Source organism: Mesorhizobium sp. M0437 (assembly GCF_040321335.1).
Lineage (GTDB): Bacteria > Pseudomonadota > Alphaproteobacteria > Rhizobiales > Rhizobiaceae > Mesorhizobium.
On sequence record NZ_JAMYRK010000009.1, the window covers coordinates 56,369 to 77,585 of the forward strand.

Here is a 21,217-nt window from a genome sequence, read left to right on the forward strand (position 1 = left end):
ATCCACAAGGAAGTCTGGCGGAGCGCCTTCTCCGACCCGGACAAGAAGGGATGATCCCGAGCGCGGCATGACTCAAACAATCGCGGCGGCACTTTCCGTCCATGGCCTTATGCTTCGCGGCGGCTTCAATTTTGCAGGTGCTGAAGAAAAACCCTCCGGTCTCTCCGGCGCTGCCGCCAGATCCGTTCTGCTGGTGGGGCAGGCGGGTGCCGCACCTTGGCCGCACTTCCTGCGCTGGTTGGAGAAACAGTCACAGCCGATCGACGATCCGCTCGACAGATGGTCTCGCGAAGTGATCGGCGCGGTGGCCGGAAAATTCGGGGCGCGCGCCGTGTCACCGTCCGACAGACCGTATCTGCCGTTCCAGCAATGGGCGGTGCGGGCGGAGGGCTTGCGGCCGTCGCCGCTCGGCATCCTCATGCATCCGCAATACGGGCTCTGGCACGCCTATCGCGGCGCGCTGCTGTTCGAAAATGAGATTGCGCTCCAACAACCCCACGAGGTGGTTCACCTTTGCGATACATGTTTGGAAAAACCTTGCCTGAAATCCTGTCCGGTCGAGGCTTATTCTGCGAATGGTTTTGCACATGAAACCTGTCTGGCCCATGTGCGCGGGCAAAACGGCGCGCCCTGCCGGACCGGCGGCTGCCTTGATCGCAACGCCTGTCCTTACGGTACCGATTATCGCTATCCGGCCGAGGTTCAGGCCTTTCACATGGCAGCATTCGCGCGTCTGTAGCGTCGCCGAATGCCGCACGAAATCTTGAAGCAGATCGCCTCATTACAGCTTGCGGCGACGGTCAGCGCGGATATCTATCGCACGACATGTCAACGGAGCGGGCGATGGCCAAGCAAGCGATCCAGATCAAGACGAGTGACGGCGTGGCCAAAGCCGGGCTGTTCCGCTCGGCAGCCCCAGCCAAGGCAGCGATCATCCTCTACATGGACGCTTTTGGCCCGCGACCGGCGCTCGACCAGATGGCGGAAAGGCTTACCGACGAAGGCTATGCGGTGCTGGTGCCGGACCTTTTTTACCGCAACGCGCCCTACGGCCCTTTCGAAGCCAAGACTGCGTTCAGTGACGAGAGGAGCAAGGCCGCAATCACAGGTCTCGTCGGCGGCACGACCCAGGAGATGACGATCCGCGACAGCGGCGCGTTCCTCGATGCGCTCGCTGCCCAAGGCCTGACCGGGCCGGTCGGCATTGTCGGCTACTGCATGGGCGGAGCGCGGGCGCTGAACGCGGCGGCCACCTATTCCGACCGCATCGCCGCTGCTGCCAGTTTCCACGGTGGCAATCTGGCCGGTGACGCCGCCGACAGTCCGCACCGGAAGGCCGCCTCACTCAAGGCAAGGGTCTAAATCGGCACTGCCGGTGTCGACCGCAGCTTTCCGCCGGAGCAATCGGCGCGGCTCGCCGAAACACTGCGCGCCGCCAAGGTCGATCATGTCATAGAGAACTATGCCGGCATGGCGCATGGCTGGTGCATGCCGGACCATAGTGCCTTCGATGCAGCCGGCGCCGAACGCCACTGGAAGCGGCTGACGACGCTGTTTGCGGAGACGCTCGGCCAAGTCACGCCAACCATTACGACGTGACCGCCCGCCAAAAAATTCTTTCCATCGCCCCAAGGAACCGCCATTAGCCTTCGTCCAACAGGCAAATGATGGCGATGATGCTGGACGAAAGCGAAGCCTCCGACGCCGAACTGATCGGACGGGCGAAGGGCGGAGACCGGGGTGCTTTCGGCAAGTTGCTCGAAAGGCACTATGGTTTCGTCTATCGCGCCGCCTATCGTTGGTGCGGGAAAAAGGCCGACGCCGAGGACATCGCCCAGGAAGTCTGCGTCCGGCTCGGGCGGGCGATCCGCGACTATCACGGCAGCGGTGCCTTCACGACGTGGCTCTACATCATGACGCTGAATGCGGCGCGCGACATGATGCGCAAGACCGCCCGCGAGACGGTCAAGACCGAGGCCTATGGCGCCTATGCGCTGATTTCGGGGGAAATCTCGTCTGAGCCGGAAGACCCGGCCGAGCCGCTCTGGGCAGCGGTGCGCAAGCTGCCGGACAAGCAGCGCGATGCGGTGCTGCTGGTTTATGGCGAAGGGCTGAGCCACGCCGCCGCCGCCGAGGCGATGGCGATCTCGGAGACAACGGTTTCCTGGCACATCCATGAAGCGAAGAAACGGCTGAAGACGCTGATGCGTTCAGCCGGGGAAGTGTGACCATGGTCGACGACAACGAACTGAACAGACTGCGCGACATCGCAGCACCGGCGCCGGACGCGGACGCAAAGGCGCGTGCCCTCCAGGCCGCGCTGCGCGCCTATGACATGGAAGAAAAAACTTTGCCGGGCGCCCAAGGATCGGTGAGCGGGCTTCGTCTCACAGAGCGAGCACAAAGGCTCTGGAGCGAAATCATGCAAAAGAAACTCTTCGCCACGCCGGCCATTGCCGGGCTCGTTGCCCTGCCGATCGCCGGATACGCTACCATTTATATGCTGGGGGAATCCAAATTCGACGGGCCCGAATTCGGCGGGGATAAGATCACCGAAACGCTGGCTGACAAGCCGACGACCGTCAAACCGCCGGTCGTTGCCGAAGCGGACAAGCAGAAGAAGGCGGACGCCGACAGTGAAAGCCGCGACACCGGCGATGCGCTTGTGGCGCCGACATCGCCGCCGAAGGCGGAATCGACCGCAGTCGGCGGGCTGACGCAGCAGGATGTGCTCAGCCGCAATGCACCCGAACCGCAGCCGAGCAGCGAGCTTGCGTTGAACGGCGACGCAAGCTCCGCGGCCCCTTCAGCCGATGGCGGCGCGCGGGTCGGCCGGATGCCTGGCACGGTTGCCGAGCCCAAGCTGATGGCACAGCAGCCCGCCGCTGCGCCGGCCGACCAGATGCTGCCGCAAGAGGAAAACCGCGACCGCGTCGAGAATTTCAAGACCAACCCGGTGCATGCCGCGCTTGAAGACCCGGTCTCGACCTTCTCGATCGATGTCGACACCGCTTCCTATTCCTTCGTCCGGCGCTCGCTCAAGGAAGGCTTTATCCCGCAGGCCGACACGGTTCGCGTCGAGGAGATGGTCAACTACTTCCCCTATGACTGGAAAGGCCCGGACTCCGCCTCGACGCCGTTCAACTCGACCGTCAGCGTCATGCCGACACCGTGGAACGAGCACACCAGGCTGATGCATGTCGCCATCAAGGGTTTCGACGTGAAGCCGGCCGAGCAGCCCAGGGCCAATCTGGTCTTCCTGATCGATGTGTCGGGGTCGATGAACGAGCAGGACAAGCTTCCGCTCCTGCAGTCGGCCTTCCGACTGCTGGTCAACAAGCTGAGACCTGACGACACCGTCTCGATCGTCACCTATGCGGGCGATGCCGGTACCGTGCTGGAGCCCACCAAGGCTTCGGAAAAGGACAAGATCCTCGCTGCCATCGACAATCTGACATCCGGCGGCTCGACGGCAGGCGAGGCCGGCATCAAGGAAGCCTACAGGCTGGCGCAGAAATCCTTCGTCAAGGACGGCATCAATCGGGTGATGCTCGCCACCGATGGCGACTTCAATGTCGGCCAGACCGACGACGACGACCTGAAGCGGCTGATCGAAAAGGAGCGCAAGACAGGCGTATTCCTGTCGGTGTTCGGCTTCGGCCGCGACAATCTGAACGACCAGATGATGCAGACCATCGCCCAGAACGGCAATGGCACTGCTGCCTACATCGATACATTGGCGGAGGCCGAGAAGGTGCTGGTCGAGGATGCCTCCTCGACACTGTTCACCATCGCCAAGGACGTGAAGATCCAGGTCGAGTTCAACCCGAACAAGGTCTCGGAGTACCGGCTGATTGGCTACGAAACCCGCGCCTTGAACCGCGAGGATTTCAACAATGACCGGGTCGATGCCGGCGAGATCGGCTCAGGTCATTCAGTCACCGCGATCTACGAGATCACGCCTAAGGGCAGCGGCGGCGAACAGATCGACCAACTGCGCTACGGCCAGGCCTCGGTGAACAATGGCGGTGTCGCCAATGCCGACGAATATGCTTTCGTCAAGATCCGCTACAAGCTGCCGAACGAGGACACCTCGAAGCTGATCACCACGCCGGTAACGTCAGCCAACGAGGTGGCGTCGTTCGATCAGGCCAGCACCGACCAGCGTTTCTCTGTTGCCGTTGCTGCCTTCGGCCAGAAGCTGCGCGACGAGGATGCTACCGCGAAGTTCGGCTACGACAAGATCATGCAGATTGCCACCGCCGCCAGGGGAGCCGACCCATTTGGGTACAGGTCCGAGTTCCTCTCGCTCGTGCGCCTTGCCTCGGCGCTCGGCGGTAACCGGTAGTGGCAATGACGGCCGGTTTCTTTCAGATGGGATCGTTCTGATAGGGGGAGCCGGCCTACGGGCGGGTGAGGCAGGCCGGCGAGGGAAACCTTGCCGGCCTTTTTTCGCGGCCGCACTGCTTCGCGCGGACCATGTCGCAGACGAAAGGGTCAGGCGCGTCCGCGGCGCCGCTCGCGGCGGGCTTCGCTGGTCTCGGCGACATTGACCGTAGCCTGCTTGTTGCGCATCGGGCCGATGCGTTCGACGATCTGCTCGACGGTCGGGCGATCCGACTTGGTGTGCGCATCGAGCGCCTTGCGCATTGCGGCGAGGTGCTGGAACGAGGTGCCGCAGCAGCCGCCGACGATTTTGGCGCCGGCATCGACGGCGAGGCGCACATAGTCGGCCATCAGCTCGGGTGTGCCGGAATAGTAGATCTCGGCACCGCGAAATTCGGGAATGCCGCAATTGCCCTTGACGATCACCGTTGCTTCCGGCTTCGCCGCGGTCATGTCGAGCAGCGACGCGAGAATGTCGGAGGCGCCGACACCGCAATTGGCGCCGACACCGAGCGGTGTCTGCGACAGGCCATCGACGACGCCGTGGATGTCCTTCGGCAGCAGTCCCATCATGGTGCGGCCGGCGGTGTCGAAGGAGCCGGTATAGGTATAGGGCAGGCCGACGCGGATGGCGGCTTCGGCGGCGGCGCGGATTTCGTCAGGCGCCGACATGGTTTCGATCCAGGCGACTTCGGCGCCGCCGGCCTTCAGCCCCTCAATCTGCTCGGCAAAGGCTTCGACCGCCTCGTCATAGGTCATGGCGCCGAGCGGCACCAGCAGCTCGCCGGTCGGGCCGACGGAGCCGGCCACGATCACCTTGCGGCCGGCGTTGCCGGCGACGGCGCTTGCGATCTCGGCCGCGCGCTTGTTCAGCGCATAGACCCGGTCCTGCGCGTGGTGCAGCTTGAGCCGATGGCGGGTGCCGCCAAAAGAGTTGGTCAGGATGATGTCGGCGCCGGCATCGACAAAGTTCTGGTGCAGGCTGGTGATGGTGTCGGGCGCGGTCTCGTTCAAGAGCTCGGGAGCCTCTCCGGCCTCAAGGCCCATGGCGAACAGATTCGTGCCGGTGGCGCCATCGGCGAGCAGGACGCCCTTTTCGGCAAGCAGAGCGTCGATCGGATTGGTCATGTGAAATACGCCTTCCCGGAAGAATAACTGAGATAAGGATATAAAGAATTCTTTATGTGGCGTCAATGTCGGCACGTAGAGCAACCGGTCAAAATCGCATCTCCGCCAGCTTTCGTGTGAAGCTGGCCGCTTCATGCGCGTTGACGTCCGCGGCACGGATCAGATTGTCGAAATGGCTGGTCAGGATGCGGATCGGCTGCGTGGCGTTCAGCACCAGATACATGTCGCCGACGTAAATGGCGGCGCGATAGGGCCCGAAGATGGTGTAGGGGATCGAATAGCGCATCCGCCCGTCATAGAGAAACAGGCGGAAGGTGGGATAGAGGTCGTCGAGCAGCGTCGCCATGTGCAGGAGCTGCTGGTGGCGGTCGGCCTCCGGAAAGCGGTCCCACACGCCCAGCCCGCGCGCGAAGATCTCCAGCGTGTGGCGCGGCATACAGACTTCCATGTCGGTTTCGGGCCGTCGGTTGTAGTCGATGCGGTACTGCGTTTCGCCGGCCTGTGCCTCGCGACTCTTGTTGGCGATAACGGCTTCGTAGTCGACAAGCGCCTCGGTGCGCAGAAGATCGGGAATGCCGGCCGGCACGTAGCGGATTTTCGTTCCCGCCGCCTCGGCATGCCAGCGAGCCAGCAGCGTGCGGTCGAAGCCGTCCGGCGCCTCCTCGATCTCAAGGCTCTCGCGGATTTCACCGGTGACGCCCTCGTCGTGGCTGAGGCCGAGCAGCCAGTCGAGCGAGACTTTGAATTCGGCGGCGATGTTGAGCAGCGTTTCGGCGCGGGGAAGGCGGATCGAGGCGCCGGAGAGCAGCTGCGACAGCGCCGAACGGTCGATGCCAACCGCGGCGGCGAAGGCCGACTGGTTCAAATCGGACCTTGTCAAGAGCATTTTCAGGCGCTCGCGAAAGATCGTCGACAGGTCGCGCTTATCCAAATCGCTACCCCATTCAATAGGAGGAAAAATTTGCGCTTAAAGCCGCGAACGCGGGCTTCAGGCGCAAATGAATCCTGTTGGCTGTTTACAATACATAACATATGCAGCTGAAAATGCGCAATCGCAACAGTTTGTGCGCTTTATCGCGTTGCGCCGACGCAACGCTCCTGACACAATGTTGTCAGGAATCAAACGGGTTCCGGCGACTGGAAGGCAGTGGTCGATAGCATGACGAGCATGGGCAACAGGCGACACGGCGCAATGGCCATCGAATGGCCGACAGCATTTCTCGCACTTCTCTGCTACGGCGGCTGGCTCGCTACCGGCTTCCTGCTCTGGCCCTCTTACCCGCTGCTGGCACTCGCCTTTCTGACCCTGATTGCGGCGCTGCAATCCTCGCTGATGCACGAGGTCCTGCACGGCCACCCAACCCGGAATGCGCGGCTCAACGAAGCCTTTGTGTTCCTGCCGATTGGCCTTGTCTGGCCGTTTCGCCGGTTCAAGACCATTCATCTGCGCCACCATGCAGACGAGCGCCTGACCGATCCGCTCGATGATCCCGAAAGCTATTACAAGGCTCTCTGGCAGCACGAGGAGCTGCCGTCGGCGATGAAATTCCTGCTGAAGGTCAACAACACGATGATCGGGCGTTTGGTGCTAGGCCCGTGGCTTTCCTGCATCGGCTTTTTCATCGACGACGCCAAGCAGGTTGCCGCGGGCGACAAGTCCATCCGCAAGGCATGGCTGCTGCATGCGATCGGCCTCGTCGTGGTGCTGCCTGTCGTGCAGTTCGGCTTCGGCATGCCGTTATGGCTCTACATACTGGTGCCGGTGTGGCTTGGGCAGTCGCTGATTTCGATCCGCACCTACGCCGAGCACCAATGGTCTGAACATCCGGAAGGCCGCACGATCATCGTCGAGCGCTCGCCGCTGTCCTTCCTGTTCCTCAACAACAATCTGCATTTCGTCCATCACAAGAGCCCGACGGTGGCCTGGTACAGGCTGCCGAAGCTGTTCGCCGACCGCCGCGACGAATGGCTGCGGATGAACAATGGCTACGCCTATCCGAACTATTTCGCGCTGCTCAAGGCCTATGCCTTCAAGGCGAAGGAGCCGGTCGTCCATCCCGTGCTGCGGCGCATGCCGGAACCAGGACGCGCATTCAAGCCGCGCGTCAGGGCACGCAGCCTCAATGGGCTTGGCAGCGCACCGGTACCCGCCGAGCCGCCGAAAGAATGATTCTTGCGTTGTTGCAGGCGGTGCCGCGCGGACGACGCTTTCCTGACCTTGTCAATTTCCCCGCATAACGGTCAAATCCCGGCATGAGCGAATTCATTGCGGCTTTGCCGATGTACGACTGGCCGGAAGCGCGGGACGATGTCGACGCGCAATGGGCGCGGCTGCGCGATGCTTTCAGGCAAAAAGGCATCGATGCGCCGGAGACGATCATCCGCCGCACCGGCGATTTGCCCCCCGTACCTGGCGGTATTCGCGATGATCAGGGAAAACCCATCGCGCCCGATCCGGCGACATTGCCGCCGGACGAACTGGATTTTCACCAGCTCTGGCTGCATCCGGCGCTGCTCTTTGCACAAACCTGCTGGGGACCGATGGAACTCGGCCTGTCGCAGCGTGTCCAGCTCATCGGCCAGCCGCGTTACGACGCCTTCAAGGGTGGACAGGGCGAACTCTATTCGAGCGCCATCGTCATGAGGGCGGGCGAGGCACCGCCGGCAAGGGCGCCGGCCGACGGCGGTGCCGTCATTCCGCTCGATCAGCTTCGCAGCAAGCGCTTCACCTTCAACAGCCTCGATTCCATGTCGGGCATCATCGCGCCAGCCCGCGACCTGCAAGCATTGGGCGAGAGTTTGGATATCTTTTCCGGGCTGAGCGAAAGCTGTGGGCACCGTGCTTCGATCGTTGCCGTTGCCGAGGGCAGGGCGGACGTCGCGGCGATCGATTGCGAGAGCTGGGCGCTGGCGCAGCGTTTCGAGCCGGCGGCGCAGAAGGTGACGGTCGTCGGCTGGACAAGGCGGCGCAAAGGCTTGCCGTTCATCACCGCCAGGACGACGCCGGAAACGATCGTCGCCGCGATGCGCGAGGCGATCGCGGCGCTCACGTAAAGCGCGTCGCGTTCGGTCGGCCTCATGCGACGCGCTTTAGATTCTTGTTTTATGCATGTCGTTATCGCAAAGCCGCTGCACAGTTTTGCGCGACATGCATTAGCATCGCTCAGCCGCCAAGCAGCCGATTGTCGAGCGGGTAGGTCGAAAGCTTCTCGTAGCCGGTTTCAGTGATCAGGATCTGTTCTTCGATCTTGACGCCTTCGTAGCCGCCAAGCCGACCGATATAGCTCTCGACGCACAGCACCATGCCAGGTTCGAGCACTCCGTCCGGTGTGTCGTCGGTCCAGTCGCCAGCATGCGGCAAAGTCGGGTATTCGTCGGCAAGGCCGACGCCGTGATAGAGCACCCCGTAACGGGCCGGGAAGCAGTCTCCCGGTGGCACTGACGAGCCCTCGACGAGGTCGCGGAACGATATGCCCGGCCGCATCAGCTCCGTGTTGTGGGCGATCTGGTCGGCGGCGATGCGGAACAGGTCGCGCTGCTCCTGCGACGGCGGCGCGTCACCGCAAAGCCAGGTGCGCGAAAGGTCGGCGCAGAAGCCGTAAGGACCGATCAGGTCGGTGTCGAAAGCGACGAGCTCGCCGGCCTTGATCGTCCGCGACGAACACTCCTGGAACCATGGATTGGTGCGCGGACCCGACGACAGGAGCCGGGTTTCGATCCATTCGCCGCCGCGCGCGATGTTGCCGCGATGGAGTTCGGCCCACAATTCGTTCTCGGAGATGCCAGGCCTCAACGCCTTCTCCATCTCGCCCATTGCCGCCTCGCAAGCGGCGATCGCCCGGCGCATGGCAAGGATTTCGTCGGGCGATTTGATCAGCCGCGCATTTTCCATCACCGCCTCGCCATTGCCGGTCGAGATGCCGAGGCGGGCGAGCTCTTCGATGCCCTCGGGATTGATGTGGTCGACTGCGATGCGGCGATTGCCGCCGCCATGTTCCAATACCAGGTCGGCGATGCCGGCTGCCCAGCGGCGGGCTTTTTGGCCGGTCAGCTCGCCGCTGTACAGATAAGCCCACGACACCGCCGGCCGCACCTCGTCGACGACGCCGGAATGATCGGAAAGGTGCTCGCAGGAGAAATAGTCGAACAGCACCACCGGGCCATCGGTGGCAACGAAACAATGCCTGGTCCGATTGTGTGCGACCCAGAGCTGCATGTTGGTTGCGTCGGTGGTATAGCGGATATTGACCGGATCGTAGAGCAGGGCTCCCGCATAGTCGCGGCGCTTCAGCTCGGCGCGGATGCGCTCGAGCCGATATCGGCGCATGGCGGGCAGGTCAGGAGCAGCAATGCCCGCCGCCTGCCATTCGACTTCCGCCAGCGCTCCATAGCCCAGCGCATGCTGGTTGAGTTCAGCGGCCTTCAGCCGCGATTTTTTGTGCAGCACATCGTTCGAGCCGTCCGGCTCGAACGGCATGATCTTGCGGTGATGACGGGGCCGGTCAGTCGGGTTCCTGTCCACCCTCGGCTCCTCCGCTAACGCCTTCCTTGGGCGCGGTGGTTTCTCCCACCGCCATTCTCTTCAATCTTACATAGGCGCCGGCCCGGGCGGACTTGCCGGTGCCGCGCAACAGCGGAACCATCATTTGCCGTGGTTGGCCGTCCGGCTCATAGCCGGCCGCTTTGAGCTGCTCCAAAATGACCGGACGCGGATCGTCTCGGTCAAGCCAGACGAGTACGGCCGGCTCCTGCATCAGCGTTTCGAAATTAGGCACTTCCTGGTCAAGTGCGACCAGGTTTTCATCGACCAACCGCAGGTTTCCGACCCATGCACCATCAGATATTGCGGTTTTGACCGGTCCGTCCGCAGTCAGTTGGCGATAGAGGGCGGGGTAATCCACGCGGATCATCCGCGAGAGGCCACTGGTCCCGTTTATCTGGACGTACCAGGTGGCGGGCGCGAGCAGCACGGCGATGATCGCTCCAGCCGCGATCACCAGGAGCTGCGCATTCCTGCCGCGCGGCGCCAGCCGTTCCATAGTGGCGACGATGGCCATCGGCAACATGAACAGGACCGGTAGCAGCCAGCGGTCCTTGACCACCGTCACGCCGGTGGCAAGTACAAGTACTGCAAGCATGGCCAAGCCGAGCGCCAAGGTACGCCACAACAGAATTTCCCTTGCCGGACCTTTCGGGTGCCGCTCGGAGAAACGGAACTTCGCCAGCCAGAACGTGAGGGCGGAAACGAGCACCGGCAAGACCGCGAAATTGAAGGTGCCCATGATAAACTTGCCGGCGCCGACAAAGGCCGCCGCCACGCGCCCTTGTTGCGCGTCTATTCCGAACTTCTCGCCTCTCGACAATAAATCGGCGGGATGCATGAGGCTCCAATAGGTGGTTGGCGCCAGCACCAATATCGCGACCGCTATGCTGATGGCGAACTTCGGATCGAGAATCGCGCTGCGCCATTCGCGCAGCGACAGCACGGCCGCAACAAGGGCCACCACGAGGAAGACATCATTATATTTGGCAAGAATTGCCGCCGCCGTGGCCAGGCCAAACGCCGCATAGGCGATCATGCTTCGCCGCTCGAGAAGATAGGCCATGGCCAGCAGGAGCAGCGAGCAGAAGCCGACGACGGCGACGGAATGCGACAAGGCGCGCTGCGATTCCCAGACGATCTGCGGGATCGTAAACAGGCCGAACATGGCCGCCGCCGCTGTCGCTTTGGTGTAGCTGAACCGCCGCATGGCGGCGAACACGCTGCAGGCGGCAAGGAACAGCACGGAGTATTTGACGAGCTTCAGCGTGAAGATACTGGTGCCGAAAACATGCGCGGCCAGCCAGTTGATCCAGGTGTACAGGGGTGGTTGCGAGCCGCCATATCCAGCCCAGAGATACGGAACATAGATCAGCTGCTCCGCATCATCGATGCCGACGCCGGTTCCCGCCCAAGAGCTCAACAGGGACAGTATGATGGTCTGCAAGGCAAAGTAAGCCGCGACCATGACGATCGCCGCCGGGAAGGGGCCGATCCGTCCCTCGGCCAGCCACTCGGCCCATCTCAGATTGTACTTCAATGAAATCTCATCGCCCTTGCCAGCAGAGTGTTGCCGGCTGCGCTAGCATGAAGAGTATGCTCCGCACAATGCGACCGGCTGGCTGCGCCTACGTCCTCATCTTTTCGCCGCTCGGGTCGAAAGGCGGTTCGACATTGACGCGTGCGGGACGCCGGTGCCCGAGGATTTCGATCTCGAACAGGCCGGCGCTCTCGTTCTCGGCAAGCGCCGCCGGTACATATCCCTGCGCCATCGACTTCTCGACATAATGCGCATAGCCGCCGGAGGTGACCCAGCCGACCACGCGCCAGTCGCCGTCGACAATGCCGCGCACGGCAGACGCGCCTTCGGCGGCGTTCGAGCCGCGCACTTCCTTGCCGCCCGCGTCGAAGCGCGGCGCGCCATAGCCATGCGGCTTTTCCACGGTGCCGTAATCCTTGCCGCCGACCTTGGCCCAGATCGGCTCGTCGCCCATGACGTCTGCATCCGCGGCATCGACGATGAAGGAGACACGGCGCAGTTTCGGCCCTTCTGCCTGTTCCTTGGCCGCTGCTTCCCGGCCGATGAAGTCGTTCTTCTCCAGCTTGATGAAGCGGTCCATCGAGCCTTCGAACGGTCCGTAGATCGGACGTAGCTCGCGGAACCAGGTCGGGAAGTTCTTTTCAAGGCGCATAGAGAGCAAAGCCCGCATGCCGAAATCGACAAGCCCAAACTCTTCGCCAGCCTCCTTGATCGCCTTGTAGACCAAGCGCTGGTAGGCAGGCGCCATCCATATCTCGTAGCCGAGGTCGCCGGTGTAGGTGATGCGATTGACCATGCAGGGCGCGCCGCCGACCGCCATTTCGCGGAAATCCATAAAGCGGAAGGCCGTGGTCGAGATGTCGACATCGACCAGTTTCTGCAGCAGGTCGCGGGATTTCGGCCCGGCGATGGAGAGACCGACCAGCGTCTGGTCGAAGCGGTGGATGCGGATGCTTCCGTCCTTCGGCAGATGCTTCTCGAACCAGCGCATGTGGTATTTTTGCGCTGCCGAAGAACCCCATATCATGAAGCGTTCTTCCCCACCCCTTGGGCTCGCCTTGGCGATGGTGAAGTCCCCGATCAGCCGGCCGAACTCGTTCAGCATGGGCGTCAGCACGATGCGGCCGGTCTTCGGCATGCGATTGGTCATCAGACGGTTGAGGAAGTCCTCGGCCCCTGGTCCGGAGACTTCGTATTTGGCGAAGTTGGCGATCTCGGTGACGCCGACCTTCTCGCGGGTGGCGCGCACTTCCTCGCCGATCGGGCCGAAATCATTGGAGCGGTGGAAGGACACAACGTCCTTCGGCTCCGAGCCTCTCGGCGCGAACCAGAGCGGGGTTTCGAGACCCCAGCTGTCGCCCATGACGGCGTTGTTGGCGATCATGGTGTCGTAAAGCGGGGTCGTCTGCGCTGGTCTTGCCGCCGGTAATTCCTCGTTGGGAAAGCGGATGGAGAAACGGCGCGAATAATTTTCGCGGACCTTTGCGTTGGTATAGCGCAGCGTTGCCCATTCGCCGAAGCGCGCAACGTCCATGCCCCAGACGTCGAAGCCGGGGTCGCCATGGACCATCCAGTTCGACAGCGCCAGGCCGACGCCGCCGCCCTGGCTGAAGCCGGCCATGACGGCGCAGGCGCACCAGAAATTGGTCAGGCCCTGCACCGGGCCGACCAGCGGGTTGCCGTCCAGCGCGAAGGTGAAGGGGCCGTTGATGATCTGCTTGATGCCGGCCTTTTCGATGCCGGGGAAATGCTTGAAGCCGATCTCGAGCGACGGCGCGATGCGGTCGATGTCTGGCTGCAGCAGCTCGTGGCCGAAATCCCAGGGCGTGCTGACCGGCGACCACGGCTTGCAGGCCTTTTCATAGGTGCCGAGCAGGATGCCGTTGCGCTCCTGGCGGGTATAGATCTCGCCCTTGAAATCGAGCACGCCAATCATCTCGCGGCCGGTCGACTTGTTGAATTCCTCGACCTCCGGCATCGGCTCGGTCAGGAGATACATATGCTCCATGGCCAGCACTGGCAGTTCGACGCCGACCATGCGACCGATCTCGCGCGCCCACAGGCCGCCGCAGTTGACCACATGCTCGGCTTTGACTGTGCCTTGCTCAGTGACGACGTTCCAGGTGCCGTCGACCTCCTGCGTCAGTTCCACGACGCGGTTGCGCAGTACGATCTCGGCGCCTAGCTTCCTGGCGGCCTTGGCATAGGCATGGGTGGTGCCGGAAGGGTCGAGATGGCCCTCGACTGGATCCCACATGGCGCCGACGAAATTCGTCTCGTCCATCAGCGGGAACATTGCCTTGGCTTCGGACGGCGTGATCAGTTCGGTGTCCATGCCGAGATAGCGGCCCTTGGCGTGGGCGAGCCGCAAGAAGTCCATGCGCTCGGGCGTGTCGGCCATCATCACGCCGCCGGTCAGGTGCAGCGAGCAGGATTGGCCGGAAATCTCCTCGATCTCCTTGTAAAGCTGCACCGTATAGGCCTGCAGCTTGGCGACGTTGGGATCGCCGTTCAGCGTATGGAAGCCGCCCGCCGCATGCCAGGACGAGCCGGAAGTGAGCTCCGAACGCTCGATCAGCATGATGTCGGTCCAGCCAGATTTGGCCAGATGATAGAGCACCGAGCAGCCAACGACGCCGCCGCCGATGACAACCGCTTTTGCATGAGATTTCATGAAGATAGATCCGTTTTTGAAGAGATTGAATCGAGTGAGCGGGGCGCGAAAACAAAGCGGAGATGGGATACAGCGATGTTTCGGGCCAGCCTGCCATCAAGACGGAGTGGGGGTCGACTACTCATCAGATGATCAAAAATCGGTCGGCGCGCCGCCTTCGGCCCGGCGCTTGTCGACGAAGGCGTTGAGCTCCTCCCGGATTGCCGGATCCATGTAAGGCTCTTCATAGGAGGCCAGCCGTTCCTTCCAGACGCGATTGGCCTTTTCGAGCGCCGTCGGCGATCCGGCCTCCGCCCAACTCTCGAAATTGCGCCAGTCCGAGATAATAGGCGCATAGAACGCGGTCTTGTAGCGGTCCTGCGTGTGCTGGGTGCCGAAGAAATGGCCGCCGGGGCCGACGGACTGTATGGCGTCGAAACCGAGTGCTTCCTCGGAAAGATCGAGCGGCGTCAGGAACTCTGCGACCATCTGCAACAGGTCTATATCCAGGATGGTCTTCTCATAGGAGCAGCGCAGGCCGCCTTCGAGCCAGCCGGCGGCATGCATCATCAGGTTGCCGCCGCCCTGGATGGCGCCCCACAGCGAGAACACACTTTCATAGGCGGCCTGCGCGTCGACCGTGTTGGCTGCGCAGGTGTTGGAGGTGCGGTAGGGGATGTTGTAGCGGCGGGCGCGCTGCCCGCCGACCAGCTGCGCCTTCATATATTCCGGCGTGCCGAAGGCCGGCGCGCCGGACTTCATGTCCACATTCGAGGTGAAGCCGCCGTAGCCGACAGGCGCGCCCTTGCGCACCATCTGCGCGAAGGCGATGCCGGACAGCGCCTCGGCATTCTGTTGCACCAGCGCGCCGGCAATCGTCACCGGCGCCATAGCGCCGGACAGGGTGAACGGCGTCACGATGACCACCTGGCCCTTGCTCGACATCTGGATGATGCCTTCCATCATCGGCACGTCGAGCTTGAGCGGCGAATTGGTGTTGATGATGGTGAATACCGACGGCTCCGCAAGCAACTGCTCATGGCTGATGCCACGTGCGATCCTGGTGATCTCGATGCCGTCGACGTTGCGCTCCTTGCCGAGCGAATAGATGTGGAACATCTTGTCGGTCAGCGTGGCGAGGTCACGTATGCATTCAAGGTGGCGGACGGACGGATGCATGTCGATCGGCTCGACCGGATAGCCGCCCGTGCAGTTCAATATGTTGTGCATCTGCGCAAGCTTGAGGAAGTTGCGGTAGTCCTGCTGGTTGCCCGGCCGGCGGCCGCGGTCGACGTCGGAGCAATTGGGCGCCGACGCCATCATCGAGATGATCAGATTATCGCCGCCGAAGCGCACGTTGTGCGCCGGGTTGCGGGCGTGGATGGTGAATTCCGGCGGGCAGTGCGCAACCAGTTCCAGGATCATGTCACTGTCGAAGCGCACCCGCTCGCCGCCTTCGCGTACATCGGCGCCATGCGCCTTCATGATGCGCCGGGCTTCGTCATGCAGCACGTCGACGCCGATTTCCCGCAGCACGCGCAGAGAGGCGAGGTGGATAGATTCCAGCTCGTCGTCGGAAACCAGCCGGGTCGGCGCCAGCGGGTTCTTCAACTGCCGAAACGGCGGCTGCTCGAACGCCGCCGATCCGCCGGCACGCTTTCCCGCGCGGCCGCCGCGACGGGCGCGGTCGTTTGCCAATGCAGGTTCGGCGGGCTGAATGGCGGCGGTCATGATAGTCCTCGTACGCTGCGGCAATGCGGCGGCATAATGGACTGCCGGCCGGCCAGCCATTGCGGAGGCGGCGACCACTAGGACGAGGGAAGCGACATGCCTAAAGGGCAGCCGGAGGGATCGTCAGGCTCTTATTCTCTTCCGGCTGGCGCAAGCGGTTTTCGTTGCCGGTGCTTACCGCGATGAAAGCGAAACGCTAGTCCTGCATCATGGACCGGGCGGAACAGGACAGCGGCGAGACAGTGCAATGGGCGGCGATCACCGGCGTGATCGCCACCGTCTCGGTGTTCGCCATCGCGCAAGGGCTGAGCTATCCGCTGTTGAGCTTCATCCTGCAGCGCCAGGGCGTCTCGCCGGCCATGATCGGCCTGTCGGCGGCAATGACGCCGATCGGCTTCATCGTCTCGTCGCCGCTGGTTCCGGCGCTGGCGGGGCGTTTCGGGGCAGGGCGCACCGCGCTTACTTGCGCGGCACTTTCCGCGCTGGTGCTGGCGCTGATCGGCTGGACGCAAAATGTCTATCTGTGGTTTCCTCTGCGCTTTTTGATCGGCGCCGTCACCAACCCGCTCTACGTGCTGAGCGAAGTCTGGGTGATCGCACTGGCGCCGCCGACACGCCGCGGCCGCGTCATGGGCATCTATTCGACCATCATTTCGGCGGGCTTTGCGGCGGGGCCGCTGTGCCTGCTTGCCGTCGGCACCGAGGGGTGGCCACCGTTCGTCGTCGGCATTGCCGCATTCCTGTTTTGCGGCGCCTGCCTCGCCTCGGTGCTGGCACGGCTGCCCAAGGTCGACGAGAGCGGGCACCGGGTTTCGGTCCTGGGGTTCGTGCCGCAGGCTTGGCTGTTGTTATCGGCCGTCGTCGTGGCCGCCGGTTTCGAACAGGCGGTGCTCGCCTTGCTGCCGGTCTACGGAACACATTATGGCATTGCGGAAGCGCGCATGTCGGCGCTGCTGTCGGTGATGATCGCCGGCAACATCGCTATGCAGGTGCCGCTCGGCCTGCTGGCGGAACGACTGACAGCGCGGCTGGTGCGGTTCATCTGTGTTTCGATGACGGTGCTCGGATGCGTTCTGTTGCCGGTTCTCATCGAGACGCCGCTGATCTGGCCGTGCGTCTTCATCTGGGGCGCGGTTTCCTACGGCATTTACACGATGTCGATCATTGAACTCGGCGAGCGGTTCACCGGCTCGGCACTGGTCGCCGGCAACGCCGCCTTCTCGCTGATGTGGGGCGTCGGCGGCATCGCCGTGCCGCCGCTGGCGGGCAGCGCCATGGATGTTGTTGGCGCCGGCGGCCTGCCAATGACGCTCGGTGCCATTTGCCTGGCGCTGGCAGTTGTAACGGTCATTCGAAGACGGATGGTGTGAATGCCAGAAAGCCGCCGTTTCTGACGAATGACTTGAATGTAAGCGGCCCCATGTCGATCTTGGCTATGTCGCCACCCGACTCAACCGGAGACCTCATGAGCAAATCGAATACCAAGGGCCAGCCGGGTTCGGCGGCCGAAGACCCGTTTCTCTGGCTTGAGGACAGGAGGGGCAAGCAGGCGCTCGACTGGGTGCATCACCAAAATGCAGTTACGGTCGGGGAGCTGCAGGGTGATCCGTCCTATCAGATGTCGTTCGAGACGGCGCTCGACCTGATGACAGCCGAGGATAACATCGCCGTCGGGGCCGCTATCAACGGCTACGTCTATAATTTCTGGCAGGACCGGACGAACGTACTCGGCCTCTGGCGGCGCACCACCGTCGCCTCCTACAAGACCGACAAGCCGGAATGGCAGACGATCATCGACTTCGACAGTCTGGCGGCGAAAGAGGGGGTGAAATGGGTGTTCAGCGGCGCCAGCCGGCTCTACCCCGACTTCAGCCGCTGCCTGCTCAACCTGTCGCCGGATGGCGGCGATGCCAGCGAGATGCGCGAATTCGATATCGAAAGCAGATCGTTCGTCGATGGCGGCTTTCGCGCTCCCGCCTCGAAATCGAGCTTTAGCTGGCTGGACGAGGACACGGTTATCGTTTCCGCCGCCTTCGAGGAGGACGACAAGACCCAGTCCGGTTATCCGCGCGTGGTCAAGCTTTGGCGGCGCGGCACGCCACTGGAAGCGGCGATGCCGATCTTCGAGGCGCTGAAGCAGGATCTTGCCGCCGGCGGGTCCGTCGAATTCGACGGCGACAAGCGTCATGTCTTCCTCGCCCGAACCATCGACTTCTTCGCCTCGCACAGTTTCCTGCGGCTGCCTTCCGGCGAGAACAGGCGCATCCCGTTGCCGGACGACGTCACCGATACAGCGCTGTTCAAGGGCCAGCTCGTCTTCGGCGTGCGTACCCCGTGGACTGCGCCGGGCGGCACTCTGTGTAAGCCCGACGGACTCTATTCACTCGATTTCGAGCGCTGGATCGAAACCGGGCTATTCAGATCCCTCGATACCGTGCTCGAGCCGGCGCACCGTGTCTCGATCGCCGGTATTGCCCGCACGCAGGACCGGCTGTTCATCAATTTGATGGACAATGTGCGCGGCAAGGTCGTCGCCGGCAAGCGCAGCGACAGCGACTGGGAGTTCAAGCCCGTGGCGTTGCCCGAAAACGGCAATGTCGGCATCAGCCATGCCGAGCATTTCGGTTCCAGCGTCTCCTTCTCCTTCACCGATTTCCTGACGCCGAGCTCGATCATCTGGTCGGACGACAACGCTGCGGGGCTGGCAACGGTGAAGTCGCAGCCGGCGCGTTTCGACGCGTCGTCCCTGCTCTCCGAACAGTTCGAGGCACGCTCGAAGGATGGCACGATGATCCCGTACTTCGTCGTCAGGAAGCGCGACTTGCATGGACCCGTGCCGACATTGCTTTACGGCTATGGCGGCTTCGAAGTGCCGCTGCTGCCCGGCTATGCCGGCGTGCGCGGCAGGCTGTGGCTGGAGAAGGGCAATGCCTATGTGCAGGCCAACATCCGCGGCGGCGGCGAGTTCGGCCCGAACTGGCACCAGGCAGCGCTCAAGGCCAATCGCCAGAATGCCTTCGACGATTTCGCTGCCGTCGCGCAAGATCTGATCAAACGCGGCATCGCTACGCCCGCCACACTGGGCATCCAGGGCGGATCGAATGGTGGCTTGCTGACCGGCGTCTCGCTGACCCAGCACCCGGAATTGTTCGGTGCAGTGATCATCGACGTGCCGTTGCTCGACATGCTGCGTTACACCGAGCTGCCGCCCGGCGCGTCATGGATGGCCGAGTATGGCGATCCGGCGAAGTCGGAAGAGGCAGCCTGGCTCGCCGCCTATTCGCCCTACCAGCATGTAGACACGGATGCAGCCTATCCGCCGGTGTTGCTGACGACCTCGACCGCCGACGATCGCGTCCATCCCGGCCATGCCCGCAAGATGGCGGCACGGCTGCAGGCGGCCGGCCACGGCAAGACGCTGTTCTTCGAGGAGACCGAAGGCGGCCATGGTGGACGCGGCGACCGGCGGCCGCAGGCCGCACAGGCGGCGATGAAGTACGTCTTCCTGCAGCGGGCCCTGACTGGCACCAATTGACTGGCACCAATTGACCGGCGTCGCTTGACCGGCACGGCTTGAACTGAGGGCTCGAGGCAGCCTAAGGTACATGCATGGCTCGGCTGGCGAAATCGGGTTGCGCATTTGGGGTGGCGGTGACGCCGTCGTCGCGCACGCTACGCGCCGAGCTGTTGCGGCTCTGCGCTCGCATCGGCTATTCGCCGCCCGCTGTCCTCTGACGAATCCGCCCCGGCGCGAAAGCTGCCGGATTGGTTCAAGAGGAAAGACCAGACATGACCTACCAGAATTATTCGCTGAAGCAGCTTCAGCAGATCGATGCCGCGCATCACCTTCATCCGTTCACCGACCACAAAGAGATGCGCGAGACCGGCTCGCGCATCATCACCCACGCCAACGGGCCGTTCATCTATGATGCCGAAGGGACGGAAATCCTCGACGGCATGGCTGGGCTGTGGTGCGTCAATGTCGGCTATGGCCGCGACGAGCTTGCCGACGCCGCCTACGCCCAGATGAAGGAGTTGCCCTACTACAACTCTTTCTTCAAATGCTCGACGCCGACGCCGGTTCTGCTGTCGAGAAAGCTGGCGGAGATCGCGCCAAGGCACATCAACCAGGTGTTCTACGGCTCGTCCGGTTCGGAGGCCAACGACACGGCGCTGCGCCTGGTCCGTCACTATTGGGTGCTGGAAGGCAGGCCCGAGAAGAACCGCATCATCTCACGCAAGATGGGCTATCACGGCTCGACCATCGCCGGCGCCTCGCTCGGCGGCATGGATTTGATGCACAAGCAGCTCGGAGGCGCCGTGCCCAACATCGTCCATGTGATGATGCCCTATGCCTATGAGCTCGCACTGCCCGGCGAAAGCGACCATGATTTCGGCCTGCGCGCGGCAAAAGCGGTCGAGGACGCCATCCTCGAAGCCGGCGCCGACAAGGTGGCCGCCTTCATCGGCGAGCCGGTGATGGGGGCAGGCGGGGTGAAGATCCCGCCGATGAGCTATTGGCCGGAGGTGCAGCGCATCTGCCGCAAATACGATGTCCTGCTGATGCTGGACGAGGTCATCACCGGATATGGCCGCACTGGCGAGTGGTTCGCCGCACAAGCCTTCGATGTCGAGCCCGACACCATCACCACGGCCAAGGCGCTGACCTCTGGCTATCAGCCGCTGTCGGCGCTGCTGGTCGGCGACCGCATCGCGGCGACGCTGGTCGAGAAGGGCGGCGAATTCTATCACGGCTACACCTATGCCGGGCATCCGGTGGCCTGCGCGGTGGCGCTGAAGAACCTCGAGATCATCGAGCGCGAAGGCCTGGTCGAGCGCGTGAGGAACGACACCGGGCCTTACTTCGCCAGGGCGCTGCAGGAACGTCTCGGTGGGCACGATCTGGTCGGCGAGGTGCGCTCGTTCGGGCTGATGGGGGCGATCGAGATCGTCAAGGACAAGGTGACCAAGGAGCGCTTCCTGCCTGCCGGCAGCGCGGCGGTGATGGTTCGCGACCACGCGATTGTCCAGGGCATGATGCTGCGCGCTACCGGCGACACGATGATCCTGTCGCCGCCGCTGATCTGGACGCGCGAGACGATCGACATGGCCTGCGACCGCATCGCCACGGCGCTCGATCTGGCGCAAGCGGATTTGCGCAAGGGGTAAGGTAGAACTATCGCCGGGCGTCCTGCAGTCGGACGCTCGGCGATCGCTGCGTCGATCGCCGAGCAGATGA

The 21,217-nt window shown here is 63.0% G+C and carries 14 protein-coding genes and 1 pseudogene; 9 read left to right on the forward strand and 6 right to left on the reverse strand.

All coding sequences use genetic code 11. The annotated features are described in order from the left end of the window. Positions 1-109 precede the first annotated feature (109 nt). From NKI72_RS08475 to NKI72_RS08490, 4 genes and pseudogenes are all read left to right on the forward strand, one after another. Positions 110-739, forward strand: a complete 630-nt coding sequence (locus NKI72_RS08475) for a hypothetical protein (protein WP_352539661.1) — start codon at positions 110-112, stop codon at positions 737-739. Positions 740-843: 104 nt separating this feature from the next. Continuing rightward, a pseudogene (locus NKI72_RS08480) lies at positions 844-1,599 on the forward strand (dienelactone hydrolase family protein). A 68-nt stretch (positions 1,600-1,667) separates the two neighbouring features. Next, positions 1,668-2,228 carry an RNA polymerase sigma factor gene (locus NKI72_RS08485; RefSeq protein WP_352539663.1) on the forward strand — a complete coding sequence of 187 codons (561 nt, stop codon included), beginning with the start codon at positions 1,668-1,670 and terminating at the stop codon, positions 2,226-2,228. Positions 2,229-2,230: 2 nt separating this feature from the next. Then, positions 2,231-4,348 carry a vWA domain-containing protein gene (locus NKI72_RS08490; RefSeq protein WP_352831063.1) on the forward strand — a complete coding sequence of 706 codons (2,118 nt, stop codon included), beginning with the start codon at positions 2,231-2,233 and terminating at the stop codon, positions 4,346-4,348. 149 nt (positions 4,349-4,497) lie between these two features. On the opposite strand, the gene bmt is transcribed toward NKI72_RS08490, so the two are convergent. Both bmt and NKI72_RS08500 read right to left on the reverse strand, forming a co-directional pair. Then, entirely contained in the window at positions 4,498-5,514 is a 1,017-nt protein-coding gene (gene bmt, locus NKI72_RS08495; RefSeq protein WP_352831061.1) for a betaine--homocysteine S-methyltransferase, read from the reverse strand. An 88-nt stretch (positions 5,515-5,602) separates the two neighbouring features. Further along, positions 5,603-6,445 (reverse strand): helix-turn-helix domain-containing protein, encoded by an 843-nt coding sequence (locus NKI72_RS08500; protein ID WP_352452091.1) that lies wholly within the window; start codon positions 6,443-6,445, stop codon positions 5,603-5,605. Between the two features lie 228 nt (positions 6,446-6,673). On the opposite strand from NKI72_RS08500, the gene NKI72_RS08505 reads away from it, so the two are divergent. Next, on the forward strand, positions 6,674-7,684 hold the full coding sequence (locus NKI72_RS08505; RefSeq protein WP_352539666.1) for a fatty acid desaturase: 1,011 nt from the start codon (positions 6,674-6,676) through the stop codon (positions 7,682-7,684). 83 nt (positions 7,685-7,767) lie between these two features. Continuing rightward, positions 7,768-8,568 carry a phosphate/phosphite/phosphonate ABC transporter substrate-binding protein gene (locus NKI72_RS08510; RefSeq protein ID WP_352539667.1) on the forward strand — a complete coding sequence of 267 codons (801 nt, stop codon included), beginning with the start codon at positions 7,768-7,770 and terminating at the stop codon, positions 8,566-8,568. A 109-nt stretch (positions 8,569-8,677) separates the two neighbouring features. Here NKI72_RS08510 and NKI72_RS08515 read toward each other — a convergent pair whose 3' ends face one another. From NKI72_RS08515 to NKI72_RS08530, 4 genes are all read right to left on the reverse strand, one after another. Beyond that, positions 8,678-9,991, reverse strand: a complete 1,314-nt coding sequence (locus tag NKI72_RS08515; protein ID WP_352831278.1) for a M24 family metallopeptidase — start codon at positions 9,989-9,991, stop codon at positions 8,678-8,680. Positions 9,992-10,016: 25 nt separating this feature from the next. Next, positions 10,017-11,594 (reverse strand): ArnT family glycosyltransferase, encoded by a 1,578-nt coding sequence (locus tag NKI72_RS08520; RefSeq protein WP_352831057.1) that lies wholly within the window; start codon positions 11,592-11,594, stop codon positions 10,017-10,019. 88 nt (positions 11,595-11,682) lie between these two features. Then, positions 11,683-14,268: a GcvT family protein gene (locus NKI72_RS08525; RefSeq protein WP_352470302.1), complete on the reverse strand. Its 2,586-nt coding sequence runs from the start codon at positions 14,266-14,268 to the stop codon at positions 11,683-11,685. 132 nt (positions 14,269-14,400) lie between these two features. Further along, a complete protein-coding gene (locus tag NKI72_RS08530; protein WP_352850044.1) occupies positions 14,401-15,978 on the reverse strand; it encodes a trimethylamine methyltransferase family protein in 1,578 nt (525 codons plus the stop codon). A 209-nt stretch (positions 15,979-16,187) separates the two neighbouring features. Between NKI72_RS08530 and NKI72_RS08535 the strand changes: the two genes are divergently transcribed. The 3 genes from NKI72_RS08535 (at position 16,188) to NKI72_RS08545 (ending at position 21,147) form a co-directional block, all read left to right on the forward strand. Then, the gene (locus NKI72_RS08535) at positions 16,188-17,348 is read left to right on the forward strand and encodes an MFS transporter (protein ID WP_352470304.1); all 1,161 of its coding nucleotides are present in this window, start codon (positions 16,188-16,190) and stop codon (positions 17,346-17,348) included. A 95-nt stretch (positions 17,349-17,443) separates the two neighbouring features. Continuing rightward, entirely contained in the window at positions 17,444-19,513 is a 2,070-nt protein-coding gene (locus NKI72_RS08540; RefSeq protein ID WP_352831053.1) for a prolyl oligopeptidase family serine peptidase, read from the forward strand. 254 nt (positions 19,514-19,767) lie between these two features. Further along, positions 19,768-21,147, forward strand: coding sequence for an aspartate aminotransferase family protein (locus tag NKI72_RS08545; RefSeq protein ID WP_352539670.1), 1,380 nt, complete (start codon positions 19,768-19,770; stop codon positions 21,145-21,147). Positions 21,148-21,217 lie beyond the last annotated feature (70 nt).